The organism is Micromonospora sp. CA-246542 (assembly GCF_050942905.1).
Classification (GTDB): domain Bacteria; phylum Actinomycetota; class Actinomycetes; order Mycobacteriales; family Micromonosporaceae; genus Micromonospora.
The window spans coordinates 6,874,648-6,895,866 of sequence record NZ_CP192040.1; the positions used below are offsets into that span (position 1 = coordinate 6,874,648).

Here is a 21,219-nt window from a genome sequence, read left to right on the forward strand (position 1 = left end):
ACCACGACACGCCTCCGGCGACCCGACCGCGGGGCGCTGCGCTCCGCTCTTGAGGCCATACCAGCCGCCCCGACCACCGACCGTCGAGGTTCTTGACGCATCCGCTACGCCCGGCCGGGCGATGCAGTGCGGGCCTAGGCTGCGGAACCCAGCGCCACAAAGGTATTCCGCAGGAGTGCGTCCGGTCACGGCGCTAGCATCGACCACCCGTCACCGGCGCGGTGGGCTCAGCGGAGGGAGGCGGCAATGGCCGACGTGTTGGTCGAAATACCATCGCCCCTGACCAAATGCATCATCTTCTGCGAGGTCGAGTGCGTCCGCGCGTGCTGCGGGATCGACGCCGTCTCTACCAATCCCGCCCTTATCGAGGCGTGGTGCCGTCAGGTGGGGTCGGTCGCGGTGGTCGAGGCTCGGCTTCAACTCGCCGAGCTGATCGAGGTGGTCGGGGACCGCTCGCACCGCGTCACATCGACATTCCTGAACCACCGCACGCACGACAACGCGGCACGGCGTCAGTTGCTGGATTTCCTGGCCGCATTCGAAGCGGGACTAGCGGCCGGCGATGCGTCGTGAGCGGTCAAGGTTATCGATTAGGACTGCTGTCCTGACAGATACCCAATAGCCGTCCGGCAACTGATATGCGACACCCTCAGCGCGCCGATCGCGACAGAACAGTGCGTCATCGGCAGGTTGCGGCCACCACAGCCTAGCGCCTGCAACGACGTAAATCACTCGGTCGTGCGGCCCTGTTGAACTGCGTGTTCTCCTTCTACGGTGGCTTCTCGCAGGTCTTGACGACCAATCCCGGAGGTCCCGCTGCACGTCAACGATGCGTTCCTCGCCCACTACCGAAAGCCCGCCCGGGCTCGGCTGCGCGGCCTGGCCCGCAACCCCACCATCCCCGCCGACCTGTTGCGGCGGCTCGTCGACGAGCAACTGAAGGAGGTGGATTTCGCCCTGACCTTCCGCAAGGAATGGACCGACGAACAGTTCGAGGTGTTGGCCGACCACCCCGACCGCAAGGTGCGCGAACTGCTGGCCCAGGCGCTGCACGTCACCCCCGAACAGCGGGCCAGGCTGGTTGAGGATCCGGAACCCGGCGTGCTTCGCGCGCTCGCCGAAGGGCCTGACTGGTTCCTCGCGTGGACGTGGACGCCACAGCCGGCGTTGCCCACATGGGCGTACGAGCGGCTGCTCGAACGGAGCCCGAGGCTGGAACTGATCATGGTTGACTCTCGGTGGCTGCCGCAGGACCTACGCGCCCGGCTATGGCCGGCCGGATCACCACCGGCGCCGGCCGACGAGCCGCCGCAGGACAGGCGGGAGGCCGAGGCGCAGGCCGGCGCCACCAACGAATGGACGCGCGCTGCTGCCGCCACCGATCCCAAGCTGCCCGCCGACCTCGTCGCCCGGCTGGCGGTGGACCCGTCCCCCGCGGTCCGACTCGCCGTTTCGATGCGCCCCGAGCTCAGCGAGGAGCAACGCGCGGAGATCGACTACCACGTCGGACGCGACGACCGGATCCAGCCCGCCCGTTGGGCGATCGTCACCCGCGACCCGGAGGTCCAGCGCCGCTGCGTGCTCTCGGCGCACGTCGGGTTACGCCGCAGCGTCGCCTGCAACCCCCACCTGACCACCGACCACATCGCCGCGCTCGCCAACGACGACGACTTCGCCGTCCGGCTCCTGTTGTGCGAGCGCCACCCGGACGTCGCCCCCGAGACGGTGCTCAACACGTATCTGGAGGCGACGACGATGACCCGAGGCCGACTGCTGGGCCACCCCAGCTTCCAGCGCGTCGGGCTGGCCCGCCTGGCAGACTCGCCGGACCCGCAGGCCCGAGCCCTGGTGGTCCGCGATCCCGAGGCAGCGCCGAAGCTCATCGAGCGGCTCAGCAACGACCCGCATCCGGTCGTACGGGAGTCGACGGCCGGTGACCCACGACTCTCACCCAGTCGCGTGCTCGAAATGTTCGACGACCCGGCAACGGCCGGAGCAGCCGCCGCCAACCCACACCTGCCGGTGCCGGTCATGCACGGTGTCCTCACCGACGCGGCCACGCTTGCCGACGAGGACGTCGAGGGCAAACCGGCCGTGCACCTGGGTCGGTGGTCACCCGACCAACTGCCGGACGAGGACTGACGCGCTCGCTGTCCGACACAGACACTGGCACCGCGGGCGGGTCGGGCAATATCAATCGGCATTTCGAGCAGTTGGGCGAGCACGCGTCCAGCAGGACACGGTGGACCGGCTCGGCTCTCCTTCTCGACGCGCAGGCGTAGGGGTCAGCTGTGGGTGCCAAAGGTCAAGGGGCGGTCTCCCGTGATAGGAGACCGACCCTTGACCTGGCGTGCGCCCGAAAAGGACTCGAAACCGATCTTTGCTTGCTCGTCCGCCGTGCACAGCAGCACCACGCGGGCTTGACCGCAATGTATACATTGACCAGCGCCGGTTTGCTGTCGATGGATCGAGGCGCGATGAGCTACCCGACGCCGCCACCGCTTCCCCCGCCGCCACCGCCGCTTTCGCCCCCACCCCCACCGCCACCGCCACTGCCGCCGGAACCGGCACGGCCGCGACGGCTCCTGCTGCTGTTTGGTGGCCTGGCCCTGGCGTTCCTGCTCATCTGCACGATCGGCGCGCTTGTCGTGGTGCCCCGCTTCACCGGCAACCCAGGTGGCAAGGAGGAACGGGCCACTGCGGCGCAGGTGGCGGTGAATACCGCCGATCAGGAGTTGAGGCAGGCGGCTGAGCGGCTGCTCACCACGCCGGCGGTCCGCTACCAGGGGTCGTTCTCCGGACCGGACGGCGACCGCATCAGCATGGACGCCCAGGTGACCAACGAAGGCACGGTGCGGGGCAAGCTGATCACTGACGGCCAGACCGCCGAGATCCTGGACCTTGGCGATCGTACGTTCCTCAAGGTCGGCGAGGCGTTCTGGCGTGCGGCCGGGATCACCGACGGGCGCGAGAAGAAGTTTGCCAACCGGTGGGTGCGGGTCGCCGGTGACCTCTTTGGATTCGACTTCGGGGACGTCCTGGCGCCGGCTCTGTTCGCCACCGGCATGGTGCCGAGCATCGACGATAACGGCTATCCGCAGCAGGAGGAGTCGCTCGGACTCGGCGTGGTCACCTCGGTGGATGGGGTCGAGGCACGAGCGGTGGTCCTCGACGGTGTCACGTACCTGATCAGTACGGCCGAACCGAAACGGCTGTTGGGTGTGAGCACCACCCCGGTGACCGAGTCGGGAAGCGGCTTTCAGACGATCGCGCACCGGGTGAGTGACGTCGAGTTGCGCGCCAAGCTAGAGGTTCTCACCGACGACCAGCGGCAGTTGCTGTTCGACGAGGTGAAACGTCAGATGGCCGTACTGGCGCAGTCCCTCGACAGCATCGTCCAGGTGTCGCTCACCGGCGACGCGAGCCTCAGCCCCTGCACCACCAACGGCTGCACCGCGAACCTCAAGCTCCGCAGCAGGGTGACGTCGGCATCCAAGTACGTGACGATCGACAAGCAGGTCACCGTCGAGGTGAACATAACCATGACGTTGGACGGCAGGCCGGTGCAGACCTGCCCGGAAGTCCTGGTCATGAAGCCGAAGGACACGAAGACGGTCCGGTGCCGCGCGTCGTACTACATCCCGCCGGCCCGGAAACCCAAGACCCACCAGGTGTATGCCGCATACACGGCGGTCGCCCGGGCGGTCACCACGACGGATGCCAAGAAGATGGCCGCCGACCTCGCCGACGAGATCAAACGCAACGGCACGTTGGGCGTCAAGCCGGCGGACAAGCCTCATGAGTACCTGCCGACCGGCGCGAACCCGCCAGCCCTGAACACCCGTCAGCAGCAGGCGAAGACCCGCGTCGAACAGCTCGCGAAGCAGGCTTGCAAAGACGTGCAGCGGTGGCCCGGAGAGTCCCCGCAGCACTGGGGCGACCGGGTGCACAAACGACTCGCGGAGCTCGTCGGTGCGGAACCGGCGTCGGCCAACCTCTTCGCGGAGGTCGGCTACCGCAACGGTCTGCCCGCCAGGAGGTGGAAGAATCCGGTCACCGGACGGGAGGGCTGGGAGAAGGGCGCCAAGGCGCCGGATGTCGTGCTCGGCGTGGACGAACTGCGACCGGAGCTCATCCTCGACCTGAAGACCGGCGCCAAGGGGCTCGAAACAAAGTGGTACGGGGACCTACAGAACCAGCTCCCGGCAAGGTATCGGAACGTTCCGGCGATCACCGTTCGATGCTGAGAAGGGGATGATCACGTGGATGCCGGTAGGTGGGAGAAGGCCGTCGACGCGTACCTGCTGCCCGCTCTGGGTGACGGCTGGCATGCCGCGGAGGGCCGGCTGGTGCGGGGGCCGGTCGGCTGGACCGCCCAGACGGTGCAACCAGTACCACCACTGCGCCCACGGCCCAATTTCCAGGTGGAGGTGATCGTCTGGCTGCTCGCGGTGCCGGGGGCCGACGGCCACACGTGCTCACGGCGGCTGGAGGGGGTGTTCCCGGAGCCGGACGCCCTGGCCGGCTACGAATCGGTGATGGCCGACATCCGGGACGTCGTACTCCGGGAGGGCATCCCGTTCCTGGACCGTTACGGAGATGTGGAGGGCTTGCTCGCCTACCGGCTGGAATGGGAAGCCCAGGACGTGGAGCGTGGCCTGACCGACCCCGACATTCGTGCATCCGAGGAACTCGCCTACCTGCATGTGATCCGCGGTGACTGGGACGCCGCGCTGACCGCGGCGGCGCTGGCTGAGGAGGCCGGCGAACTGAACCGTTCCCGCCCGCACCCGATTCCCTGGGAGGACGAGGTCCTCGAACGCGTTCGTGCGGTGATCGCCCTCGGCCCGGACGGCGCCCGCGAGGCCCTGGCCCGGAACGCGGCCACAACGGCGGCCGCGTTGTCCCTGCCCTACTCCATGCCGCGTTGAAGCGCCGGGGCGACCGGATGAGCGGATGCTCGCCTGCACGCTCGCGCCTTCTCGGCAGAGGGATCGTGGAGGGTGGATGGATCGACGTTGATCAGGGCTGGGTGGGTGGGACTTCGCTGCCGGCGGGCTGACCGTGCGGGCCACCGTGGGCCTGGGGGATCGCACGGCGGCCACGTTCCGGGATCGGCCGGGGCGGTGGTGGCGCCGTCGAGGCGCGGACGACGAGCTCGACCGGTTGGTCGGCCGCCGGTGGAAGCTCGACGTCCGGCTTCTCGATGACCTGTACCAGCAGCGCGAGGCCCTGCCGCGCGACCTCGTCGAACGGCTGCCGCACGGTGGTGAGCGGGGGAGTGACGTAGGCGGAGACCGGGATGTCGTCGAACCCGACGACGCTGATGTCCTCGGGCACGCGGCGCCCGGCCTCGAGCTGCGCGCGGATGAGACCGATCGCCATGTCGTCGTTCGCGGCGAACACCGCGGTCACGGTGCCATCGGAGGCCAGTTCCCGGCCCGCCGCGTAGCCGGACGCGGCCGACCAGTCGCCCTCGACGACCGGCGGCTCGTCCGCGCCGTGGGCTCGCAGCGCCTCGCGCCAGCCGGCGAGACGGTCCCGTGCCGAATACCACCGCTGCGGGCCGGCCAGGTGATGGACGGTCGCGTGCCCCAACTCCAGCAGGTGCTCGGTCGCGGCCCGCGCGAGCCGGCCCGCGCCGACCCTGGCGGTCACCACCTGCGGCGCGGCGAAGGTGGGCGGCGCGCCGAGGACCAGGACCGGCACGTCGACGCCGATGAGGCCGACGCCCTCGTCGATCGGCTCGGAGATGACGACGCCGTCCACGCCCTGGTCCAGCAGCGACGCCAGGGCGCTCGCGATGCCGCCCGGGTCGCCCTCGATCGTGGTGGCCACCCGCAGCGTGTAGCCCATCTCCCGGACCCCCCGCTCGACGCCCATGAGCCACGACGCCGGGCCGTACAAGGCGCTGCCGAGCGTAACCACGCCGATCGACCGGGTCCGCCCGGAGGCCAACGCCCGGGCCGCCTGGTTGCGCCGGTAGCCGAGCTCCTCGGCGGCGTCCAGGACCCGCCGGCGCACGTCGGCCGAGACGTACGGCTCGTCGTTGAGGACCCTGGACACCGTCTTCTGGGAGACGCCGGCCAGCCGCGCGACGTCCACGCTGCGTGGCGCCGGAGGGCTTCCACCCGGCCTCGCCAGTCGCGTCATGGCACCTCCCATCGCCGGCCATAGTCCTGTATGATTGCGTAGTCATGTCTACGCAGTCAGACTCGTAAAGAGCCCGTAACCCGCCCGTGACGCTGGCGAAGCACGTTCCTTGCCAGCACCCTAACTCCAGTTTCGAACCGAACAAATCAGCCGGCCCGCCCGCCGACTGCACCGAAGACCACAGTGCTGCCGTCCACGTCTTCAGCGTGTCATGCGGCCGGGCGCCGCAGAGGCGAATCGGTTCGCTATTCGATCGGCCGTCGCGCCGGTGGGTCGGCGACACGGAATGTCTTAGCGCGATGCTCTGGCATTCCGGAAGGGGTCGTACTGTCGACGGCCGCTCGACCCTTGCGAGGGGCCAGGAGCAGGAAGTAACCGTCTCGAAACCTTGACTTCACGCCCGCTGCACCCATTAATACACATATCTATGTATCTGGGCCGCAGCCACCCTTCCCGGGTGGTCGGCGACGCCGGCAGATTTGTCGAATCGATTCGAGTATCGGCCTTGTGGCTGTGCCCTGAACCGAGTTTCGGAGCCGGCGGATGAGTCACAGGAGGGTTACCGTGCATCGTACGAACGTCCACTGGGGTGGCCGATTGTCGGCGTTGGCCAGAGGGCTGGCCGCAACCGTGGCGCTCGCCCTGCCCCTGACGCTGGGTGGCCTGACCCTGGCGACCCCCGGATCGGCCCTGGCCGCGCCGGCCGCGACGCAGAGTGTCGCGGCCGCCGGACTTGACGGTGTGGCGGCCGGCAACGCCGCGATCACCTCAGTCGACCTGGCCGGGACGTGGAACTTCACGCCCGCGGGTCGGGGGGCGACCACGATCGCGGTACCCGGTGGCGGCTGGTACAAGCAGGGCTTCACCACCGTGAACGAGGCGGTGTACTCACGCAGCATCACGGTGCCGGACTCGGGGCAGCCGCAGTCGACCTGGATCGAGTTCGGCGCCGTCAACCACCAGGCGACACTGTCGGTCGACGGCCGCGTGGTCGCCACCCAGACGACGGGGTTCACCCCGTCGAACTTCGACATCAGCGCATACGCGGCGCCCGGCACCACCCACACGATCACGGTGAACGTGAAGGGCCGCGGCGCGTTGAAGGCATCCAACGGCCGGTACCTGGTGCCCGACGCCGCCACGTGGTCCGAGGCGGTACCGCAGGGGATCTTCGGGTCCGCGTTCCTGCGGGTGTACCCGGCGGTGTACGTCAGCGACACATTCGTGCGTACGTCGGTGGCGAACAAGACGCTGACCTACGACGTGACGGTGCGGAACACGTCGGGCAGTCCCCGGTCGGTGACGTTGACCGGGTCGCTGTCATCCAGCAACGGAACGGCTTTCAGCTACCCGGCACTGCCCAGCCGTACGGTCACCGTGGCGGCCAACTCGACCGCGACCGTGACCGTCGGTCCGGTCGCGTGGAACCTCGACAGCACCTCGTACTGGTGGCCCAACGTGCCGTACCGGTCGGGGTACCGGGCGCAGCTGCACGGGCTGGCGGTGCATGCCGTCACCGACGACGGCCGGACGAGCGACGCCGATTACCGGTTCGGGTTCCGGGAGGCCACCCAGAACGGGGACTACTACTACCTCAACGGCGTGCGCGTGAACTTCCGCGGCGACAACCTCCAGGGTGCCGACTATGACCGGATCAACAACGGCGGCAAGGGCGACGCGTACCACACGCTGCCAGGCTTCCTGCCCCCGTCGTCCGGCAACGGCGGCTGGCCGCAGGCGGTGGACAACTACCAGCGGCTGAACTACAACGTGGTGCGCATCCACCAGGAGCCCGGCAGCCCGTACATGTTGGATGTCGCCGACGAGATGGGCCTGATGATCATCGACGAGGTCGCGATTCGCGGCTCCCAGTCCTCGCAGGAGTGGCAGAACTCCGTCGGGCGCGAAAACATGATCAATCACGCCCGCGCGCTGGTCCTGCGCGACCGCAACCACCCCGCGATCATCCGCTGGAGTCAGAACAACGAGCCGAACCAGAGCGGCCAGGATTCCGAACAGTTCGAGAAGGACCTCTACGCGGCGATGAACGGCGCCGACGGCACCCGGCCGATCATTGTCGAGGTGGGCGTCGGCAACAATGTCAGCCTGTATCCCGGGATGACGTACGCCAACTTCGCGGTGATCCCGCACTACGTCGACGGCTTCGGCAGGTACGGGGAGGGCCTGGTCACCGTGAACGGGCGGCCCGACGGCGAGGGCGAGTTCATCTGGCCGGCATGCAACAACAAGCAGGGCTTCGAGTGGTTCGCCACCGCGACTGCTGCCAAGCGCGGCAAGGGCGCCACCGACCTGCGTCCGTACACGCTGCTGTCCGCCTGGGCCAGCGTCGTGCCCGGCGTGCGGTCCACCGACTTCACCCCGGAGGAGGGCGGTCACCCGATCTACGGAGTGGACAACCTGCCCGATCCGTGGAGCAACCCGCAGATCCAACGCGTGCAGGCGGCGTTCAACCCAGTGGCCGCGATCGACCTCCCCTACTGGTCCGCCTCCGGCAATTCGGACTCCAACGGCAGCTTCCCGCTGGCGCAGGCGGTACCCAGCTACGCCCGCAATGCCACGGTGACCCGCACCATCACCGTGTTCAACGACGATCTCACCAACACCTCGGTGGGCTTCACCTGGACCGCCCGGCTCGACAGCCCCACCGGCGCGGTCGTCGCGTCCGGCAACAGCACCCTGACCGTCCCACTCGGCTCACGGGTCACCCAACCGGTGTCCTTCACCGCCCCCGCCACCGGCAGCCGCGTGTACCTGCAGCTGTCGACCGCCAAGTCCGGCAGCACTGTCTTCACCGACTCGGTCGAGTACCTCAACCTCAGTGGAAGCGGTGGAACCGGGCCGGCAGCAGGCACCTACCGCATCGTTAACCGCAACAGCGGCAAGCCCCTCGCCATCGCCGGTAACTCCACCGCCGACGGCGCCAAGGCCGTCCAGCAGAGCGGCACCCCCACCTGGACGATCAGCACCACCCAGGACGCCTACACCCTGCGCTACACCGCCTCCGGAAAGATGCTCGACGTCAACGCCGGCAGCACCACGCAGGGCCTGCAACTGCAACAGTGGTCGGCCAACGGCGGTGCCAACCAGTCGTGGTACCTGCGGCCCACCGGCGACGGCTACTACACCATCGTCAGCCGCAGCAGCGGACTCGTGGCCGACGTCTCCGGCGCCTCGACCAGCGACGGGGCGCAGGTCGTGCAGTGGACCGCCAACGGCGGGACCAACCAGCAGTGGCAGTTCGTACCCGCCTGACCAGTGGCAGAGGCGGTTGACAGGTCCGACCGTCGGTGACCGCCTGACAATCGTTGTGAGGTCTACCCGGGCGCGGGGTTCCCGCGCCCGGGTAGATCACGACCCGATCTCACGCCGTCCATCTTCTTGCCGAATCATTCGACAAGACAGAACCGAGAGCAGGTCAACGTACAGGCGACCCAAGCATGATTACGGAAAGTGACGACGCCCACATGACACCCACGGCCCAACCGGGACGATCAACAAAAAACGCCTGACCGCGTTTCCGCAGGTCAGACGTTCTTTGATCTTGTGCGCCCGAAGGGACTCGAACCCCTAACCTTCTGATCCGTAGTCAGATGCTCTATCCATTGAGCTACGGGCGCTCGTGCTCAGCCAGTGTACACACCCGGCTTTCGCGCGGAGACTCCGGGATTCGAACCCGGGAGGGGCTTTAAGACCCCAACCGCATTAGCAGTGCGGCGCCATAGACCAGACTAGGCGAAGTCTCCCTGGTGGCCCGCAGACCACCGCGCCCGAGGATACAGGTCGGCACCCACCGGGGGCAAAACGACTTCCGGGGTACGCCGACCGGGGCGACCCGCCCCGGTATTTCACCGCTGTGCGGTGGCGTGATCGGGACTACGCTCCATCGATATGCAGGAGCAGCCGCCCAGCGAACCGACCCGCCAGGAGCCTGCTGAGCGCCCGCGTCGGCGCCCGGCGCGGGCCACGTTCACGCCGCCGCAGGCGACCGATCAGTCTGCCGAGACGGCCCCTGCGGCACCGGCGAGCCCGCGTCCCCGCCGGGCCAAGGCGGCACCGGTGATCTTCCAGCCGCCGGATCCGGACCGTCCCCTGCCTCGACAGCCGGAGCCTGCCCCCGCCCACGCGGAGAGCACCCCGGTCGAGCCGCCCGCCGCCACCAGAGACGCGCTGCACCCCACCGAGGAACCCGACGAAGACACGGCGCAGCCCACCAAGGAACCCGCCGGAGACGCGGCGCATCCCACCAAGAAGCCTGCCAAAAAGGCAGCTCACCCCGCCAGGGACGCAGGTCACCCCGTCCAGGACCGGGCGATTCCCGGCGCGGTGGGAGAACCGACAGTCCAGCCGCCGAGGGCCCGGGCTCCCCGGCCCCGGAAGACCGCCACCAACACGGCGGCCGTCGCACCGACACCATCTCCGCCAGCGCCGGCCGTCCCGGATGCGACGCCCGTCACACCAGAACCGACCGAGATCACGCCAACCCCTCGCAAGCGCGCCACGCCCACCCGTAGAGCCGCCACGAAGAAGGCCAGCGCACCCGCAGTCGCACCGACGCCCACCCCGGAAGTGGCTTCCGCGATCACCCCCGAGCCGGCCGCAGCGGCGGTCCCTCCGACCAACCCGGAGGCGGCTTCGGCGCGTACCCCCGAATTGCCGGCCGTGGTCGCGCGCCTGCGCGACCATCCTGGCTTCGCGCCGGAGTTGCTGGCGATGGAGGCGGTGCGGACGCTCGGACCCGGCGCGGCCGAGTGGGCGCGGCGGCTGCGGGACCGCTACCCGGACGCTCCGGCGGACGGTCTGGCCCGGCTGGCGACCCGGCGGTACGTGCGGGCGGCGGGCGCGGAGGGGCGGCGGCGGCGCTGGCCGGCCTGTTCGCGCCGCTCGCGGAGCTGGTAACGGTGCTCTGGACCCAGGCGAACCTGGTGCTGCACCTGGCGGCGGCGTACGGACGCGACCCGGCGCATCCCGATCGGGCCGAGGAGCTGCTGGTGTTGACCCAGGTGCATCCGGACGCGGCGAGCGCGCGGGCCGCGCTGGTCGGCGCGCGAGAGGCCGGTGATCCGGTGGAGGGGACGTGGCCGAAGGCGGCGGAGGCCGCCTGGCGGCTGGCCGCGCCGCTGACCGCGCAGGCCGGCGGGTGGGTGGCGTTGCGGTTGGCGTCCCGACTGGTGCCGGGGCGGCGGTGATCGCCGCGACGCTTGGCGACGCGGCGGCGGCCGATCGGCTGGCGGCGCGGGCGGTGGCCGCCTACCGGCCGCACCGGCGCTGAGTGGTCACAACCAGTCGAACCACTCACGGGGCAGCGACGCGTAGCCGACGAAGGCGACCACGTCGAGCACGGTGTGCGCGATGACCAGGGGCATCACCCGGCGGGTACGCAGGTAGAAGAGGCTGAACACGACGCCCATCACCGCGTTGCCGACGAACGCGCCGAAGCCCTGGTAGAGGTGGTAGCTGCCACGCAGCAGCGCGCTGGCCGCGATGATCGCGGCGAGCCGCCACTGGAGTTGGCGCAGCCGGGTGACCAGGTAGCCGACCACGATCACCTCCTCCAGCACCGCGTTCTGCACGGCGGCGAGGATCAGCACCGGGACCGCCCACCAGACGGGCGGTAGCGCCGCCGGCACCAGGGTCGCGTTGAGGCCGAGGTGCGCCGCCACCCAGAACAGGGCCAGACCGGGCAGGCCGATCAGCGCGGCCAGGCCGGCGCCCCGGGCCAGATCCTGGCCGGGCCGCCGCGCGTCCAGGCCGAGGGTCCGCGCCGGGTCACCGGGGTCCCTGCTGAGCAGGTGTACGGCGAGCAGCACGGGAAGCAGCGCGAACACGATGCCCAGGAGCTGGTACGTCAGGTCCAGCCAGGGGCGGGCCGACGCGGAGGTGTTCAGTGCGGCGGTCTGCTTGGAGAGCGGGCCCTCGGCGGTCAGCTTCGCGATGATCGAGACCACCGCGTAGACGGCGGACTGGCCCAGGGACAGGCCCAGGACCAGCAACGTTTCGGTCCCCAGCAGCCGGCGGGACACCGGGCGGGTCAGCTCAACGGTCACCGCACCACTCTGCCCGACGGACCGGCCAGCGGGCAGGGCCGACCGGCCGGCATGAACCGATCGCACATTCTGTGCGACCGGTGCACACGCTCCGTGGAGATTCTATGGGTGCCCGATCCGCTGCCGTCTGGAGAAGGAGCACCGGTGGACGACGTCGCACGGTTGCTGAAGGAGAGCTGGACCCTGGTCGAGGAGGACCGGGAGCGGCTGACCGGGCACTTCTACGCTCGGGTGTTCCTGCTCGACCCCGCCCTGCGCCAGCTCTTCCCGGTGCAGATGGCCGGCCAGGGTGACCGCCTGCTGGAGGCGATCATCACGGCGATCCACACCGTGGACGACCCGGAGAGCTTCGACGAGTTCCTTCGCGCGCTGGGCCGCGACCACCGCAAGTACCACGTCGACGATCGGCACTACGCCACGATGGGCGTGGCGCTGCTCGACGCGCTGCGCAGCACCGCCGGCGACGGCTGGAATCTGGAGTACGACCAGGCCTGGCGGGACGCGTACGCGGCGATCGCCGCGAAGATGGTGGCCGGGGCGGCCGACGACGACAACCCGCCGTTCTGGCATGCCGAGGTGCTGACCCACGAGCGCCACGGCCCCGACATCGCCGTGCTGACGTGCCGGGCCCTGCAACATCCGCTGCCCTGGCGGGCGGGCCAGTACGTCAGCCTGGAGTTGCCCCGCTTCCACCCGAGGGTGTGGCGGAACTACTCGGTGGCGAACGCCCCGAACGACGACAACGTGCTGGAGTTCCACGTCCGGAGCCCCGGCGCGGGCTGGGTGTCCGGGGCGCTGGTCCGCCGGGTGCAGCCCGGGCACCTGCTGCGGCTGGCCGCGCCGATGGGGTCGATGACCCTGGACCGCTCCTCCGAGCGGGACATCCTCTGCGTGGCCGGTGGCGTCGGGCTCGCGCCGATCAAGGCGCTGGTGGAGGAGTTGGCCACCTACAACCGGACGCGGTGGGTGCACGTCTTCTACGGCGCCCGGCAGGCGACGGACCTGTACGGGCTGGCCGGGTTGCAGGATCTGGTGGCGACACATCCGTGGTTGTCGGTCACCGCCGCGTGCAGCGACGACCCGGACTTCGACGGCGAACAGGGCGACATCCCGGACGTGGTGGCCCGGTACGGCCCGTGGACCACGCACGACTGTTACGTCTCCGGGTCGGCCCAGATGGTCCGGTCGACCCTGCGGGTGCTGGCCGCCGACGAGGTGCCGCCGTCGACCGTCCGCTACGACACGTTCGGCGATCTCTAGACGTTCCTCCCCCCACACCGGGGCGCGTGCCCCTGCCCCCTGGGGCGCGCGCCCCGGTCCCCTCCCTGCCTTCAGTAGCGCCAGGGTCGCCCGGTTTCCCGGTACTCCTCGACCGGCACCAGCGGCACACCCGGCGCCATCCGGTCCACGTAGAGACGACCGTGCAGATGGTCGATCTCATGCGCGACGAGCCGGGCCATGCCGAACTCGAACGACGTGATGATCCGGCTGCCGTCCCACTGGGCGTGTTCGACGTCGAGCCGCAGCGGCCGGGGCACCAGACCGCGGTGGTCGAAGAACGAGAGGCACCCCTCGTACTGCTCGTCGGTCTCCGGGTCGGCGTCGACCACCCGCGGGTTGAGCAGGACGACCGGCTCCGCCGAGCGGTCGGGGGGTCGGACGACGGCGGCGGCACGGCCGATGGCGAGCTGCGGGGCGGCGATACCGACCCCCTTGCTGAACGGGTGCAACTCGTCGAGCCGGGCCAGCGCCATGATGAGGCGGTCCACGATCTCGCGGGCCGCCTGCTCCTCGCCGGGCAGGTCGAACTGTCGCACCGGCTGTCGGAGCAGGTCGTCGCCGCGCTGCACGATGCCGATCCCGCGCATGCGGTCGCTGGGTCGGACCCGCGTGGTGCCGGGGCCGGCGTCCGGCTCGGTGTCCGGCCGAGCCCGGAAGCGCCACTGCATCCGGTAGCGGGCGTTCAGCGGCGGGTCGTCGGTCTGCCAGTCGACGATCGCCCGGTCACCCTCGTCGCGCCGCTGCGGGGCCGTCCGCAGCGGGCCCTCCTCCGCCGAGAGCGAGGTCTCCACGCCCCAGACCTGCGGGTCGAACGCCGCCGGCAGATCCAGGTGTACGGCGAGGTGCCGGGTGGGCAGCCGGACGGCCCGCTGGAACCAGGGGCCCCACTTGTCGTGGCCGACGCTGTACGCGTACTCGATGCTGGTCCGGTCGCCGGGGTACAGCGGGAAGCGGCGCTCGCCGTTCTCGAAGAGCAGCCAGATCTCCTTGAAGGCGTCCCGGTCGTGCTTCGCCCGCCAGTGCATCGGCTCCGGGTCGCCGGTGCCGTCGTCGCGCCGGGCCTGTAGTTGCAGCTCGGCGAAGGTGAGCGGGTGTTCCCGGTGGTGCCGGTTGGAGCGACCGGGATCGTTCGGGTAGCGGTCGACCGCGACGCGGACGAGGTAGCGGGTGACCGGCTCGGTGCCCGCGTTGTACAGCTCGCGGTGGATGACGCACCGGTAGCCGTCGTCGGTGTGGGTGAGGGTGGCCAACTCCCGCTCCACCACGAGGCCGGTGCCGGGGGGCAGCCACTGGCCGGACAGCGGGGGTTCGCGGTGTGGTTGGCCGGAGCGGGCGTGCCGGAGGTCGTCGTACTCGCGGAAACGCTGCCAGATCGCGCCGCTGGCCTCCAGGACGGCCTCGGCGCGGCGGGCGAAGTCCTCGGTCGGGCGGTGTCGGCGCCCTTCGACGTGGCTCACGTAGGACGGGTCGAAGCCCATCAGGACGGCCAGTTGTTTCTTGGAGAGGCCCCGCCCGGCGCGCTGGCGGGCAAGCTCGGCCGCGAAGGACTCGGCAGCCCGTTCGAGGGGTGAGGTCGTCATCGGCTTCCTCGCGGCCGGGAGTATCAGTTTCACGTTCCGTGGCCGAGCGCACACTCATCTGGCATGTTCCCGACACACTGCTTGACAGTTCATGTCTTGCTCCCGTGTGACGACGGCCGGCGGTGGCAACCCCCGCCGGGCGGTCGGAGTCCTTATCCCCGTGAGAGTTGATCCGAGTTTCGACAGCTTCGTCGAGCAGAGGTCGGCGGCGCTCCTACGGCTCGCGTACCTCCTCACCGGGGACCGGGGCCATGCGGAGGATCTGCTGCAGACGGCCCTGCTGCGCACGATGCGTCGCTGGTCGAAGGCCCGCGAGGCGCCTGAGCCGTACGTCCGGCAGGTCATGGTCAACCTGTCCCGGGACCGGATCAGGGATCTGCTGCGACGCCCGCGCGAGACGGCGCTGCCGGACAACCCCGACGCCTTCCGCTCCACCGATGCGGGGTTCGACGGCGTCGGGGAGCGGCAGACGGTCGCCAGGGCGCTCGCCCAACTTCCCGTGCGGCAGCGACAGGTGATCGTGCTCCGGTACTTCGAAGACCTCTCCATCGAGCAGACGGCGGAGCTGATCGGCTGCTCGATCGGAACGGTCAAGTCGTACACCTCCCGTGCGCTGGCGCGGCTGCGCGAACTACTCGGCGACCTTCACGAAACCGAAGAGGCAAGGACCCTGCGATGACCGCTCTCGACGACGACGAACAGCTGGGCCGCCTGCTGGGCGACCGGCTCCACGAGGAGACGTACACCATGACCGCACCATCGAATCTCACTGACACCCTGCACCACCGGAACAGGCGCCGTACCCGGGCACTGGGTCTGGCCGTGGCCGCGCCGGTGGTCGCCGCCGTGGCCGTGGGCGCCTCGCTGGCGTTCGCTCCCGGAGGCGTGGGAGGCGGTGGCGCCCCGAAGGAGGCGCCGGAGATGCTCACCGTCGGCTACGTCGCCGAGCAGACGGCCACCGCCCTGGGCCAACTACCGGGGTACGTCCAGCACGAGACCGCCAAGCACCAGGGCCGGGACGGCAAGCAGGCGAGCCTGATCGAGCTCTGGGCCGACCGCACCACCAGCCGCGAACGGCAGGACAACAAGATCTACTACGGCGACGTCCGCTCGTACACGGTGGCGCTGGACGGCTCCACCGCCGTCGAGCTGAACCATGACAAGAAGAAGTGGTGGACCTACCAGGTCGCCTCGCTCAAGCCGGCCGACACCAACAAGGTCCAATACCTACCGCCGTCGCTCAACCCCAAGGACCTCAAGCGCGCCGTCGACAGCGGGAAGGTGACGCTCGTCGGGAAGGAGCGGCTGGACGGCAGGCAGACCGTGCACCTCCAGTGGCTGGGCGGCCCGGACAGCGCCATGGACGCGGCGAAGACCGCCGAGGAGTCCATGCAGATCTGGGTCGACGCGAAGTCCTACCAGCCGGTCCGGGTGGTCAACAAGGTGTTGACCGGCACCACCACCAGCGACTACGAGTGGCTGCCCCGCACGAAGGAGAACCTGGCGAAGGTGACGGTGACTCCTCCGGCCGAGTACCGGAAGCTGCCGTGCACGCCCACGCCGGCGAAGGACTGCGGCTTGAACGATTAGGGGCTGTTTCATAAGGGCCAGCTCTTGTGAAACAGGCCTCAAGTCGCGTTTACGAGGCCCCGGATCGCGGTACGCGGTCCGGGGCCTCTCGGCCTGCCCGAACACGGCAGCCGCTGTCGCCCGGATTACAGAACACTCGGGTATGCCGGCGAGCATGGTTAGGCTAGCCTTAGCTCAGGACGGCATCTGACCGTCCGCCGGGGAAGGCTCCTCGGCCATGCGGACGGGGGACGGCTCAGGTGACTGCGGTGATGCCGAGGCGGGACGTGACCGTCACGCCGCTCGCCCCCGTCACGGCCGCGCTGCGGACCATGTTCGGCACCGACGACCTCCCCGGGCTCGCCCGGGGGCTGCTGGTCGACGACGAGCTGGGCTGGTCGCCCGCCACGACCCTGGTCGACGGCACCCGCCTGCCGGAGCTGCTGCGCGCGGCGAGTGTCCGCTGGGGCGGCACCCCGCACGCCTGCGCCGCGCTGGCCTGGAAGTCGTACAGCTACTGGACGGCGCTGCCGGTCGTACTCGGTTGGGCCTCGGCCCGCCGGGTTCCGCTGCTGCACCCGTCCGACGTGCTGATCCACTTCGAGGACCACCGGCCCCTGATCACGCTGGGTCTGCGCCGCGGCACCACCGTGGCGGTCCTGCCGAGCGACCCGCTGGCGCTGTCCGGCCTGCCGGAGGTACGCGTCGTCGCGGGTGAGGCGGAGTTGCTCGCCGAGCTGCGGGCCTCTCTGCTCGACGCCCACCTGGCCCCGCTGATCGCGGCGATCCAGGCAGAGGTGCGGGTGGGCACCCGGACGCTGCTCGGCTCGGTCGCCTCCGGCATCGCGCACGGCATCCTGCGGGGTGCCGACGCGCTGCCCGGCTCGACGGTGCAGAGCATCGACACCCTGCTCGGCGCGCTCGACCTGGCCGACCTGGTGGAGCTCGTCCCCGGCCCGGCCGGCGAGCCCAGCGTCCAGCGCCGCACCTGCTGCCTGGCCTTCACGCTGCCCAGCCCCAAGGTCTGCCAGGGCTGCTGCGTCCGCCAGGGCTGACCCGCTCTTCAGTCGGTCAGCGGTCGGACGTCCCACACCCACACGCCGCCCGTGAAGGTCGGCTGGATACCGGTCAACTCGGTCATACCCCGGCGTAGTTCCATCTCGTGCTCGTGCGGTCCGAGGATCACCACGCCGGCCCGCCAGTAGCGCAGGTCGTCGACCGCCTTGACCCGACTCTGCGGGGTGATCGGCGGCACCGCGCCGGTACGGCGGATCGTGGCGAAAAAGCTGCTCGTGGGTCGCGGTGGCGCGGTGAACAGCGCGACCTTCGGCGGCTGGGCGCTCGGGCGGGTGTCCGGGCCGAGGAAGTAGCCCCGGGCCAGCGGCATGTCGTCCCGGGTGACGGCAGCCCAGCGCAGCGGCTCCGCGTAGGTGGTGTCCGGCAGCGGCAGGGTCACCACACTGCGCCCACCAGCCACGTAGGGCCGCCACGCGCCACTGGTCACGAAGGTGGGCACCGGATCCAGTTGGACCACCGGCAGCGGGGTGGGCAGGATCGGCAGCAGGGCCATCGTCAGCACGGTCGCGGTGACGAAGCGGATCTGCGGTCGGGCGGCCGGTCGGGCGCGGGCCACCTCGCGGGCGCGCTCAGCGCCGTAGGCGAGCAACACCCCGATGATCGGGGTGATCGCCAGCGCCCACCGGGTCGGCACCACCGAGTGCAGGATCGGCAGATTCTCCAGCGCTGCCCAGGGCCCCGGCACCCCGGTGCCGCGATTGTTGAAGCGGATCTCCCGGCCGAGCGAGAGCACCGCGAAGAGCAGCCCGAGCCCGGCCAGCGCGAGCACCACCGCCGAGCGCCGCAGCCACCAGACGAGGGCGATCACCAACACGAGCAGCGACCAGCCGAAGAAGCTGTTCTCCTCGGTCGGGTTCTTGGCCAGGCCGGCGGCGGTGCGCGGGCTGCCGGCCAGCGACTCCCGGGAGTACGCCACGAACGAAGCCAGGTCACTGGAGTAGCCACGGATCAGGCTGGACAACCCGGAGTAGGCGCCGGGACCGAAGAACTGCACGTACAGCGGGTACGCGAGCAGCGCACCGGCGACCACGGCGGCGACGGCCAGGCCGGCGAGGAACCCTCGGGTCCGTGACCGCAGAGCGGGGCGAGCGAGGGCCAGCGCGCCGACGACCACGCCGAGCCCGATCGCGGTCATCAGCAGGATCTCCAGGTTGAGAAACGCCTGCCAGACGATCACCAAGGCGAGCAGCACGCCGTTACGCAGCCAGCGGCCCGGGTCGGCGAGGCGCAGCGTACGCCAGATGATCAGCGGGACGACGAACTGCGACACGATGTTCGGGTGGCCGTTGGCGTGCGACACCATGGCCGGTGCGAACGCGCAGAAGCCGGCGCCCAGCCAGGCCGGCCCCCGACTCTTGACCAGGACGCGGGAGAGCAGGAAGTACCAGGCCGTGGCGGTGGCGATCATTCCGAGAGTGAGAAAGAGCAGGAATGACGCACGCGGCCCGAACAACAGGGTGATCGGCGTCATTGGTAATGAAATGGATAATACGGACGTATTTGCCATGAGGTTGACGCCGTCCGGCACGTTCATCTGGTCCGAGTGGAACGGGTATGCGAATTGCGTGACCACCCGCGCACCGTGCGCCATCATCCATTCGAACTGCGACTGGTCCGAGCGGTTGTCCCGCACTCCGCTGCCCGGGCCCCACCAGAGACGCCCGGTGATCCAGAAGCCGAGCACCACGAAGCTCAGCACGGCGGCCAGATCGGCCCACTTCCCGTTGCGGCGCAACCGATCGCCGTCGCCGGGCTCCTCCACCCACGAAGCGGTGGACGGACCGTCGCCGGGAGCGTCCGATTCGGGAGTAGTCATGACAATTCATAGGGTAGTCAGCGTATGACGGTGCCGTGACATGTTTCGAGGTACTGCCGTACTATGTGCCGGGTTCGCCGACCGCCGATCACGTGCCCACCCCCCGACCCGCAATTCGGCCAACAGCTCCCCCGATTCCTTCGCCATCCAAGCGGATGATTCACTCTGTCGGTCCAGGCACGGGTCGAGTTCATATCGTGAGGAATCGACGCATGGCAGAAATCACTGGGGACCAGCGCGTCCAGTCCGAGGTGCTTGAGGGCCTGGCGATGGCCGTCAACCACCGTCGCTGGTTCGTCGAACTGGCGGTGCCGTACCTCGGTGACGACCCGATCGAGATCGGCAGCGGCCTCGGCGACTACGCGTTGGAATGGTCGCAGCGGCTGCCCCGGTTCACGGCCACGGAGGCCGATCCCGACCGGCTCGTGCAGCTCAAGGAGCGGCTCGCCGAACAGCCGGGGGTCGACGTCCGGCAGATGCTGCTGCCGCACCACGACCGGGGGAACTACAGCGCCGCGGTCTCGTACAACGTGCTCGAGCACATCGAGGACCACGTGGGCGCGCTGCGCAGCATGCGCGACCTGGTCCGACCCGGCGGCGCGGTGATCATCATCGTGCCGGCGTTCCAGTTCGCCATGAGCCCGGCCGACGTCGCCACCGGCCACGTCCGCCGCTACACGAAGAAGACGCTCGGTACGGCGATGACCGAGGCCGGCCTGACCGTAGAGAAGATCCACTACGCGAACGCGCTCGGGTTGATCGGCTACTTCATGGCGACCAAGGTCTTCCGGCTCATGCCGAAGGAGGGACCGATGGTCAAGGTGTACGACACCCTGGTCCTCCCCGCCACCAAGGCCGCCGAGCAGGTCGTCCGCCCCCCGTTCGGCCAGTCCGTCTTCGCCGTGGCCCGCGTCCCCGCCTAACCCCTGCCCCCTCCCTCCCTCACCCCCACCCCCTCCTCGTCGATCTTGCACTTTCGGTTGCCGACACGTCCCTTGTGCGGGGATATGTCAGCGCAGAAAGTGCAAGATCGACGCGGCAGGGGAGGACGGGCCGGGGGTTACTCCTTGATCTGGCACGTGGGGCGGATGACCGCTCTCGCCAGGGTGTGGAAGGTCAGGTTGAAGCCGACGTAGGCGGGGCTCGCGTCGGGGGTCACGTCGAGGCTGTCCACGTCGAGGGCGTGCACCGCGAAGACGTACCGGTGGGGGCGGTCACCGGGCGGCGGCGCCGCGCCCCCGTACCCCTGCTCGCCGTAGTCGTTGCGGACCGAGAACGCTCCGCCGAGATCGGTGCCCGCCGCACCCCCGGCACCGGTCGGCAGCTGTGTGACGTCGACCGGCACGTTCACCAGCACCCAGTGCCAGAAGCCGCTGCCGGTCGGCGCGTCCGGGTCGTAGCAGGTGACGGTGAAGCTCTTGGTCTCGGCGGGGAAGTCCGACCAGGTGAGCTGCGGCGAGGCGTTCTCACCGCCGGCGCTGCCGTGCATGTGCCGGACGTCCATCGGCTCGCCGTTCTGCACGTCGTCACTGGTCAGGGTGAACGAGGGGACGGTCGGCAGCAGCTCGTACGGGTCCGGGGCGATCGGTCGTTCCAGGGTCATCGGTACGTCCTTCCGGAGTGGGCAGATACCAGCCCCTTCATACCCCTTTCCACGGCATGGAACGACCGATTGGTC

17 protein-coding genes and 2 tRNA genes are annotated in these 21,219 nt (G+C 69.7%); 12 read left to right on the top strand and 7 right to left on the bottom strand.

Features of this window, described 5'->3' with window-relative positions:
- Positions 1-246 precede the first annotated feature (246 nt).
- From ACQP0N_RS32040 to ACQP0N_RS32055, 4 genes are all read left to right on the top strand, one after another.
- Positions 247-573, top strand: coding sequence for a DUF6331 family protein (locus ACQP0N_RS32040; RefSeq protein WP_433116332.1), 327 nt, complete (start codon positions 247-249; stop codon positions 571-573).
- 339 nt (positions 574-912) lie between these two features.
- A complete protein-coding gene (locus ACQP0N_RS32045) occupies positions 913-2,142 on the top strand; it encodes a hypothetical protein (protein WP_433116334.1) in 1,230 nt (409 codons plus the stop codon).
- Positions 2,143-2,384: 242 nt separating this feature from the next.
- Positions 2,385-4,247 (top strand): hypothetical protein, encoded by a 1,863-nt coding sequence (locus ACQP0N_RS32050; protein WP_433116336.1) that lies wholly within the window; start codon positions 2,385-2,387, stop codon positions 4,245-4,247.
- A gap of 15 nt (positions 4,248-4,262) precedes the next feature.
- A complete protein-coding gene (locus tag ACQP0N_RS32055) occupies positions 4,263-4,931 on the top strand; it encodes a hypothetical protein (RefSeq protein WP_433116338.1) in 669 nt (222 codons plus the stop codon).
- Positions 4,932-5,022: 91 nt separating this feature from the next.
- Here the strand turns inward: ACQP0N_RS32055 and ACQP0N_RS32060 are convergent, their stop codons facing one another.
- On the bottom strand, positions 5,023-6,153 hold the full coding sequence (locus tag ACQP0N_RS32060; RefSeq protein WP_433116340.1) for a LacI family DNA-binding transcriptional regulator: 1,131 nt from the start codon (positions 6,151-6,153) through the stop codon (positions 5,023-5,025).
- A gap of 564 nt (positions 6,154-6,717) precedes the next feature.
- On the opposite strand from ACQP0N_RS32060, the gene ACQP0N_RS32065 reads away from it, so the two are divergent.
- Positions 6,718-9,426 carry an RICIN domain-containing protein gene (locus tag ACQP0N_RS32065; protein ID WP_433116342.1) on the top strand — a complete coding sequence of 903 codons (2,709 nt, stop codon included), beginning with the start codon at positions 6,718-6,720 and terminating at the stop codon, positions 9,424-9,426.
- Positions 9,427-9,718: 292 nt separating this feature from the next.
- On the opposite strand, the gene ACQP0N_RS32070 is transcribed toward ACQP0N_RS32065, so the two are convergent.
- Positions 9,719-9,791, bottom strand: a tRNA-Arg gene (locus ACQP0N_RS32070).
- 35 nt (positions 9,792-9,826) lie between these two features.
- Positions 9,827-9,917 (bottom strand) — tRNA-Ser (locus ACQP0N_RS32075).
- 823 nt (positions 9,918-10,740) lie between these two features.
- Between ACQP0N_RS32075 and ACQP0N_RS32080 the strand changes: the two genes are divergently transcribed.
- Both ACQP0N_RS32080 and ACQP0N_RS32085 read left to right on the top strand, forming a co-directional pair.
- Complete coding sequence (locus ACQP0N_RS32080; protein WP_433116344.1) at positions 10,741-11,070, top strand: hypothetical protein; 330 nt, start codon at positions 10,741-10,743, stop codon at positions 11,068-11,070.
- A gap of 2 nt (positions 11,071-11,072) precedes the next feature.
- The gene (locus ACQP0N_RS32085) at positions 11,073-11,360 is read left to right on the top strand and encodes a hypothetical protein (protein WP_433116346.1); all 288 of its coding nucleotides are present in this window, start codon (positions 11,073-11,075) and stop codon (positions 11,358-11,360) included.
- A gap of 87 nt (positions 11,361-11,447) precedes the next feature.
- Here the strand turns inward: ACQP0N_RS32085 and ACQP0N_RS32090 are convergent, their stop codons facing one another.
- A complete protein-coding gene (locus ACQP0N_RS32090; RefSeq protein ID WP_433116348.1) occupies positions 11,448-12,218 on the bottom strand; it encodes a CPBP family intramembrane glutamic endopeptidase in 771 nt (256 codons plus the stop codon).
- Between the two features lie 144 nt (positions 12,219-12,362).
- Here ACQP0N_RS32090 and ACQP0N_RS32095 point away from each other — a divergent pair, with 144 nt between their 5' ends.
- A complete protein-coding gene (locus ACQP0N_RS32095) occupies positions 12,363-13,478 on the top strand; it encodes a globin domain-containing protein (RefSeq protein WP_433116350.1) in 1,116 nt (371 codons plus the stop codon).
- Positions 13,479-13,549: 71 nt separating this feature from the next.
- Here ACQP0N_RS32095 and ACQP0N_RS32100 read toward each other — a convergent pair whose 3' ends face one another.
- Positions 13,550-15,079, bottom strand: coding sequence for a peptide deformylase (locus ACQP0N_RS32100; RefSeq protein WP_433116352.1), 1,530 nt, complete (start codon positions 15,077-15,079; stop codon positions 13,550-13,552).
- A 160-nt stretch (positions 15,080-15,239) separates the two neighbouring features.
- Here ACQP0N_RS32100 and ACQP0N_RS32105 point away from each other — a divergent pair, with 160 nt between their 5' ends.
- The 3 genes from ACQP0N_RS32105 (at position 15,240) to ACQP0N_RS32115 (ending at position 17,703) form a co-directional block, all read left to right on the top strand.
- Positions 15,240-15,758 carry a SigE family RNA polymerase sigma factor gene (locus ACQP0N_RS32105; protein WP_433116354.1) on the top strand — a complete coding sequence of 173 codons (519 nt, stop codon included), beginning with the start codon at positions 15,240-15,242 and terminating at the stop codon, positions 15,756-15,758.
- Positions 15,755-16,669 (top strand): hypothetical protein, encoded by a 915-nt coding sequence (locus tag ACQP0N_RS32110; RefSeq protein ID WP_433116356.1) that lies wholly within the window; start codon positions 15,755-15,757, stop codon positions 16,667-16,669. The genes ACQP0N_RS32105 and ACQP0N_RS32110 overlap by 4 nt, the downstream gene beginning before the upstream one ends.
- A gap of 251 nt (positions 16,670-16,920) precedes the next feature.
- Positions 16,921-17,703 carry an IucA/IucC family C-terminal-domain containing protein gene (locus tag ACQP0N_RS32115; protein ID WP_433116358.1) on the top strand — a complete coding sequence of 261 codons (783 nt, stop codon included), beginning with the start codon at positions 16,921-16,923 and terminating at the stop codon, positions 17,701-17,703.
- 8 nt (positions 17,704-17,711) lie between these two features.
- Here ACQP0N_RS32115 and ACQP0N_RS32120 read toward each other — a convergent pair whose 3' ends face one another.
- On the bottom strand, positions 17,712-19,541 hold the full coding sequence (locus ACQP0N_RS32120) for a hypothetical protein (protein ID WP_433116360.1): 1,830 nt from the start codon (positions 19,539-19,541) through the stop codon (positions 17,712-17,714).
- Positions 19,542-19,753: 212 nt separating this feature from the next.
- Here ACQP0N_RS32120 and ACQP0N_RS32125 point away from each other — a divergent pair, with 212 nt between their 5' ends.
- Complete coding sequence (locus ACQP0N_RS32125) at positions 19,754-20,464, top strand: class I SAM-dependent methyltransferase (protein WP_433116362.1); 711 nt, start codon at positions 19,754-19,756, stop codon at positions 20,462-20,464.
- Positions 20,465-20,601: 137 nt separating this feature from the next.
- Here ACQP0N_RS32125 and ACQP0N_RS32130 read toward each other — a convergent pair whose 3' ends face one another.
- On the bottom strand, positions 20,602-21,144 hold the full coding sequence (locus ACQP0N_RS32130) for a YbhB/YbcL family Raf kinase inhibitor-like protein (RefSeq protein WP_433116364.1): 543 nt from the start codon (positions 21,142-21,144) through the stop codon (positions 20,602-20,604).
- Positions 21,145-21,219: the final 75 nt, after the last annotated feature.

Bases quoted from the DNA above. Each gene is read 5' to 3' on its own strand.
- ACQP0N_RS32040 (WP_433116332.1), top strand. From the start codon at position 247: ATGGCCGACGTGTTGGTCGAAATACCATCGCCCCTGACCAAATGCATC.
- ACQP0N_RS32100 (WP_433116352.1), bottom strand. From the start codon at position 15,079: ATGACGACCTCACCCCTCGAACGGGCTGCCGAGTCCTTCGCGGCCGAG.
- ACQP0N_RS32125 (WP_433116362.1), top strand. From the start codon at position 19,754: ATGGCAGAAATCACTGGGGACCAGCGCGTCCAGTCCGAGGTGCTTGAG.
- ACQP0N_RS32110 (WP_433116356.1), top strand. From the start codon at position 15,755: ATGACCGCTCTCGACGACGACGAACAGCTGGGCCGCCTGCTGGGCGAC.
- ACQP0N_RS32120 (WP_433116360.1), bottom strand. From the start codon at position 19,541: ATGACTACTCCCGAATCGGACGCTCCCGGCGACGGTCCGTCCACCGCT.
- ACQP0N_RS32130 (WP_433116364.1), bottom strand. From the start codon at position 21,144: ATGACCCTGGAACGACCGATCGCCCCGGACCCGTACGAGCTGCTGCCG.
- ACQP0N_RS32060 (WP_433116340.1), bottom strand. From the start codon at position 6,153: ATGACGCGACTGGCGAGGCCGGGTGGAAGCCCTCCGGCGCCACGCAGC.
- ACQP0N_RS32115 (WP_433116358.1), top strand. From the start codon at position 16,921: ATGCCGAGGCGGGACGTGACCGTCACGCCGCTCGCCCCCGTCACGGCC.